7 protein-coding genes are annotated in these 5,038 nt (G+C 51.0%); 1 reads left to right on the forward strand and 6 read right to left on the reverse strand.

What is annotated here, in order from left to right; genetic code table 11:
- On the forward strand, nt 1–203 hold a 203-nt coding region (locus NE609_RS16820; protein ID WP_256153189.1), incomplete at its 5' end, for a hypothetical protein.
- A gap of 196 nt (nt 204–399) precedes the next feature.
- On the opposite strand, the gene NE609_RS16825 is transcribed toward NE609_RS16820, so the two are convergent.
- The 6 genes from NE609_RS16825 to NE609_RS16850 form a co-directional block, all read right to left on the reverse strand.
- On the reverse strand, nt 400–1,647 hold the full coding sequence (locus NE609_RS16825) for a plasmid recombination protein (RefSeq protein WP_015517767.1): 1,248 nt from the start codon (nt 1,645–1,647) through the stop codon (nt 400–402).
- Nucleotides 1,648–1,937: 290 nt separating this feature from the next.
- The gene (locus NE609_RS16830; RefSeq protein ID WP_073261397.1) at nt 1,938–2,168 is read right to left on the reverse strand and encodes a hypothetical protein; all 231 of its coding nucleotides are present in this window, start codon (nt 2,166–2,168) and stop codon (nt 1,938–1,940) included.
- 41 nt (nt 2,169–2,209) lie between these two features.
- Complete coding sequence (locus tag NE609_RS16835; RefSeq protein WP_076917214.1) at nt 2,210–2,692, reverse strand: hypothetical protein; 483 nt, start codon at nt 2,690–2,692, stop codon at nt 2,210–2,212.
- 33 nt (nt 2,693–2,725) lie between these two features.
- Nucleotides 2,726–3,004, reverse strand: a complete 279-nt coding sequence (locus tag NE609_RS16840; RefSeq protein WP_021632616.1) for a type II toxin-antitoxin system YafQ family toxin — start codon at nt 3,002–3,004, stop codon at nt 2,726–2,728.
- Nucleotides 2,997–3,263 carry a type II toxin-antitoxin system RelB/DinJ family antitoxin gene (locus NE609_RS16845; RefSeq protein WP_033119556.1) on the reverse strand — a complete coding sequence of 89 codons (267 nt, stop codon included), beginning with the start codon at nt 3,261–3,263 and terminating at the stop codon, nt 2,997–2,999. The genes NE609_RS16840 and NE609_RS16845 overlap by 8 nt, the downstream gene beginning before the upstream one ends.
- A 254-nt stretch (nt 3,264–3,517) precedes the next feature.
- The gene (locus tag NE609_RS16850) at nt 3,518–4,969 is read right to left on the reverse strand and encodes a hypothetical protein (RefSeq protein ID WP_199488597.1); all 1,452 of its coding nucleotides are present in this window, start codon (nt 4,967–4,969) and stop codon (nt 3,518–3,520) included.
- Nucleotides 4,970–5,038 lie beyond the last annotated feature (69 nt).

The raw sequence follows: 5,038 nt of genomic DNA on the forward strand, positions 1-5,038 counted from the left end.
AAAGAAAAAGTACCAAAAAGAAAATCCGCTGCGGCGGGGATCGCCTGCGGGCGGGAAGGGGGAAAGGGGGAGCAAAAGAGCGGCGGCTACGCCGCCTTAAAGAGAAAGTCACCTCCCCCTTTCCCCCTCGCTGCGGGGCATTGAAAGTGCCGCCACTATGGAAAACCCGATGGGTTTACCACAGTGGCTTGGAAAACCTCTAACGAGGTTTACCACACTTCCAACACCCCTCCGCTCACCCCCTTTTTCCCCTCCGACTTTCTCCCTTTCAGAGAGAGAAAATATAGGTTGGGAGTACCCTTACAGGGGGCTTAGATTATCAATACAGCAATTCCCTATTTTCAGTTGTTATTATAGCCTGTCCGAAAGAGATTTTCAAGCCCTCCGGACAGGCTTCTTTTACAGCTCCATGCCGCCCATTCCTCGCTGGTGCTGCTGTTGCTCCTGCTGCTGTCCAATCTCCGGATCGGGCAGCAGCTCCCTCGCCTTTTCAAGCAGAGGACGCAGACGCTCCGGCAAGTGTTCTTCCAAGAAGTCCAGCATCCGACCGATGCCGTCCGTCAGACGCTCGGTGAAGCTGCGTTCCTCCTGCAGCTCGGATTGCAGATAATAGTTTTCATCGCGCAGCCTCCGGTTTTCCTGTTCAAGCCTCTGCTGCCGCTGCGCTTCTTCCAGCCGCTTCTTCATGGACGGCACCTGTGACCGCAGACGGGTGTTTTCCTCCGTCAGCTCCTGTACCTTGTGCCGATCCGTCACGCTGCGCAGTGCCATTTTCTTTAGCTGCTCGACCTGATCCACCGTCACGCCCTTTACTGCCCCTGTGAGCGTCTTTTCCGGCTGAATATCATGCAGGGGTGCATTTACCCTGTCAGCCTCCTTTAAGAGCCGCACAGTGCCTTTCAGAGCGTCCCGCTGCCGTTCCAGCTCAGCAACCTCCCGCTCTACTGCCGCTGTCTGCTGCTGCACCGCTTCCAGCCTCGCAGCCGCTTCCTTGAACTGCGGCAAGTCCATGTGCGGTCTGTTCGTGCCGAGAGAGATAATTTCAAAATCGTGCCGCTGGGCGATCTCCGTCAGAGCTTCTTTCTCCCGTTCCATCCACGCCGCCCATTCGGTCTGCTTTCTGCCGACACCGACAAACCCCTGCTGCTTCAATGCCTGTTTCATAGATACCCTTGTAGAAAGTCCTCTTGACTGCTCCGTTGCCACAGGGATAAAATCGACATGGAGATGGGGCGTTGCCTCGTCCATGTGCAGCACCATATTGAACACCCGCAGATGGGGGTTGCGTTCTGCAAAAGACTCCGCAAAATCTTTCAGAGCTGCCGCCGCCCGTTCTCCGTCCGGCGTACCGCACCCACAGTCGCTCATGTTGCCGATCTGGAAGATCGCTTCATGGAACAGCTTTTCCTGTTTACTCTGCCGGATATGCTCATAGTAGTCCGGTATCTTATCTCTCGTTTTGGTTTTCTTTGCGTTGTAGGCTGCGAGAGCTTCATCAAAGACCATATGATAGACCTGCTTCAGATCCTCGTTGCAGAAAACAATGTTCTGCTCCGTCCGGCTCCGGTCTACATTCGCCGCTGAGAAGCTGCGGTTGTTGTGCCGGATGCTCCCTGCACCTGTCATACCCGAAATCGTAACTCCCATAAAATCGCCCCCTTTCCGCTTATTCTTCCGTCCTCTATTTTATCATAAATTTCCGCTAAAAACAACCTCTTTGTTACTTTCTGGTGAGAAAGTAACGCAAAAGCACTTTCACACCGCCACCCCATCGGTGCAGCGGTGTGAAAGTGCTTTGCGCCCCTAAAGGGGAGGGGTTGCCAGAGCTGCTTCACTGCCGGCTCGTGCCTGCTGCTCTGCCAGCTCCGGAGGGGCGCTGCCCCTGCCGTCTGCGGACGGCTCCCCGAACTTCATCCCACCGATAAACTGGAATTTGTCTATTCGTTTGTTTCTCTATAAACTGTCATTCCGAGTATTTTAATTTCGAACCCATCAATATATGGTTTTACACCATCTACTTCTGGTGCAAGTCGGTGTATTTTTGTAACCTCATACACTAATGCTTTATACCTAACACTTCCGCCGTCTTTTAAGTTCATACGAACAGGGGTTAATAGGATTACTAAAACAACTATAATTGCAATTACCACAAAGAATTTCTTTTTCATACAATCACACTCCTTTGCCAAATTCCGATTTGTCGTTCTGTTTAGTCCCCAAAGAACCTACTAAACCAGCTACGCTTTTGAACCGGTTCTGTCTCACGCTCCGGCTGATCGGCTCCGGACTTGCCGGAAAGAAGCTGCTGATGCATTGTCCCAGCATGGAGAGCCTGGGCCGCTGCCGCAGTCTGCTGTGCCGTCACCAACGCCGAGCTGACCTCCGCCAACCTTGCGTTCAGTTCCTCGATCTGCTTGTCCTTTACAGCAAGTTGCTCGCTTTTCCGGTCTAATTCTCCCTGCAGCATAGCGATCAAAGTGGTTTCGCAAGTTTCGCAACTTGCTTTCGCCTGTTGCGAAACTTGCTTTCGTTCAACACCTAAATAATGCTGATATATGGCGGTTTTTTGACTTTCGCTGATTGCGAAACTTCCTTTCGCATCTTTCGCAACATGGTTTCGCCTACACCATGCACGAACTGCCTGTTCCGACACGCCACATTCTATTGCAATTTCCGTTATTACACCCGCCAAATATCATCACCACTCTTTCATCCGGAGTTAATCTCAAAACAAATCGCTATGAGATCCCGTCCTTATCAATTTCAAAATCAAAGTCTGCCGAACAACTTTATAGACCAACAGCCAGTCCGGCTCGATGTGACATTCTCTCATGTCCTTATAATTTCTGGAATTAGTGAGAGCATGATCTCGATACGCCTCCGGCAACGGCTGCTCGTTACACAACAGCGTGATCACTTCCTCCAACTTCTTCGGATCGCAGCCTCTCTTGATCGCAAGCTTGTAATCTCGTTTGAACTGCCCCGAAAACTCCGGCTTAAGCATTCAGCGCCTCCATCAGATCTGCAACGCTATCAAACGGACCATACATATCCTCTCCCTTTTCTGCCGCCTCCATCGCCGCATAGGTAACAGCATTCGGCTCGTCAACCTTGACTTCAAAGGGAAGTCCATGACACCTAAGTGCCTGTCGATAAAAAATACCCGTTGCCGTACTCAAATCCATTCCGAGGGACTTAAAGAGAGCTGCCGCCTGTGCTTTCAGCTCCGGCTCCATTCTTATCGTCATATTTCCTTTAGCCATAATAGCACTCCTTTCCTCGTCATTTTTAGCTTGCACTAATATTATATTCAATATTCGTGACATTTGCAAGTGCATTGCAAATGTTTTTTGCAACTTTTCTATGAACAGTGCTTTCTATATGCTAACACCGCAGCGTGTACATTTAGGGGGTGAAAAAGCCTTATTTCGCGCGGTTTTCAAGCCTCGTTTTCGGTGGGGTAATATAAAAACCCTTACCCGCCCCGAAAACGCCTTGTAGGGCGTTTCTGGGGCGTTTACAGCCCTTTCTTAAATTCCTCCACCAACAGATCGCTCAAAGCCTGTGATGGGCGTATTTTGACCGTTATATGCCCCTCCGGTACGGTGTCCCACCATTTGCGGATCGTTTTCGGATCAAGTCCGGTGTCCCTATGACAATCGGCCTTGCGTCCCTCTGGATGCTCCTGCCGCCACGCATAGACTTGCGCTTTCTTTTCTTCTGCCCCTTTTCTTCTCCATGTGCCGCCAGGATAATCCACTTCCTGCACCGCCCTTGCTCTTTTCAAATGCTCTTTCTGTGATCTACCATTCCTCTTGTTGCGCTCGATGCGAACATCGGTCAGAGCTTCAATATCGGAAATCGTGAAATTGTAATACTCCTTGTCGTAGGCTTCCAGCGCACTCCGTATATCTTCCTCGGTCAATGCGTTCTCATGCTTCACCATCTGCAGATCATCAAAAGCCTCTTTCATATCCTGCCGGAGCTGCTGCTTCGACACACCGCATTTGTAAGCATAGATAGCAAGGCACATCAAAAAGAAATACCGATGCCCGCCCTTTATCTCTCCGATCTGCCGCAGCCACCAATGGTAGAGCGCATACGGATCATCACCATGCACCTTTCCGGCAATATCCCACTTCTTGCGTCCTTTCTCGCCTCTCACAACAACACGCTCATACCACTCCGGATATGCCTCCCTCGCCTCAGCTCGTGTCATTTTGGATGGGCTGAAAGGCTTATTGACATCCACCCTGTTTTCTGGCTTTGCGTAGGCGTTCAGATAATCCAGCGTTACCCGTTCTCCGGTACGGAAAGCGACCAGCTCCGTCCCATGCTTGTCATTGATGCTGCCCACCATGCGGAAGCTCTGATTGATGGATTGATACTGGATCGCCTTGACCTGCGAAGTGCTGCCATACTCCCATAGCCGGAAAGTGAGGTCATATTTCAGACTTTTAAGCTGAATTTTTATATTCGGGTATAGGTCAATCGGCTGCTGGAAAACATAGTAGATATGCAGCCCTGTCCCCGACAGAACAAGGAAAGTCGGCATCGGCAACCGGCGCACTCGCTCCGGATCGCCGCCAAAGCGCAGAAAGAGGTTGCGCAGCTCGGCAAGACCTACGCCATCCAGATCGAAGATCAGAGCATACATCCGCTGGGCGTTCTCCAGCCTGTTCTCCTTTCTGCGATATGCAAGACCGCTGCACAAAGTAAGGCTGTTCCCCTCGACAAACTCCATGTAATCCTGTTCCCATGTGTCGTTATACATCTTCCTGCGCCGGAGCTTCTTATCCTCGCTCTGTTCGTCCCGATACAGATACACAGCGTTCGGATGGGAAAAATCCGTGTGCCGTTCTCCGGAGTTCTCATTGTCCGGAAACAGCTCTTTATAAAACTCATAGCCTCCGACCTCCGGATATTGTGCGCTCAAATACTCGTAGCAGCCTCGATAATTCTCGGTCATATTACCACCTCACAAAAGAAAAAGTACCAAAAAGAAAATCCGCTGCGGCGGGGATCGCCTGCGGGCGGG

The sequence above is a fragment of the Anaerotruncus sp. DFI.9.16 genome, assembly GCF_024461615.1.
In the GTDB taxonomy this organism is placed as follows: Bacteria; Bacillota; Clostridia; order Oscillospirales; family Ruminococcaceae; genus Anaerotruncus; species Anaerotruncus massiliensis.

Bases quoted from the DNA above. Each gene is read 5' to 3' on its own strand.
- NE609_RS16825 (WP_015517767.1), bottom strand. From the start codon at position 1,647: ATGGGAGTTACGATTTCGGGTATGACAGGTGCAGGGAGCATCCGGCAC.
- NE609_RS16845 (WP_033119556.1), bottom strand. From the start codon at position 3,263: ATGGCTAAAGGAAATATGACGATAAGAATGGAGCCGGAGCTGAAAGCA.
- NE609_RS16840 (WP_021632616.1), bottom strand. From the start codon at position 3,004: ATGCTTAAGCCGGAGTTTTCGGGGCAGTTCAAACGAGATTACAAGCTT.
- NE609_RS16830 (WP_073261397.1), bottom strand. From the start codon at position 2,168: ATGAAAAAGAAATTCTTTGTGGTAATTGCAATTATAGTTGTTTTAGTA.
- NE609_RS16850 (WP_199488597.1), bottom strand. From the start codon at position 4,969: ATGACCGAGAATTATCGAGGCTGCTACGAGTATTTGAGCGCACAATAT.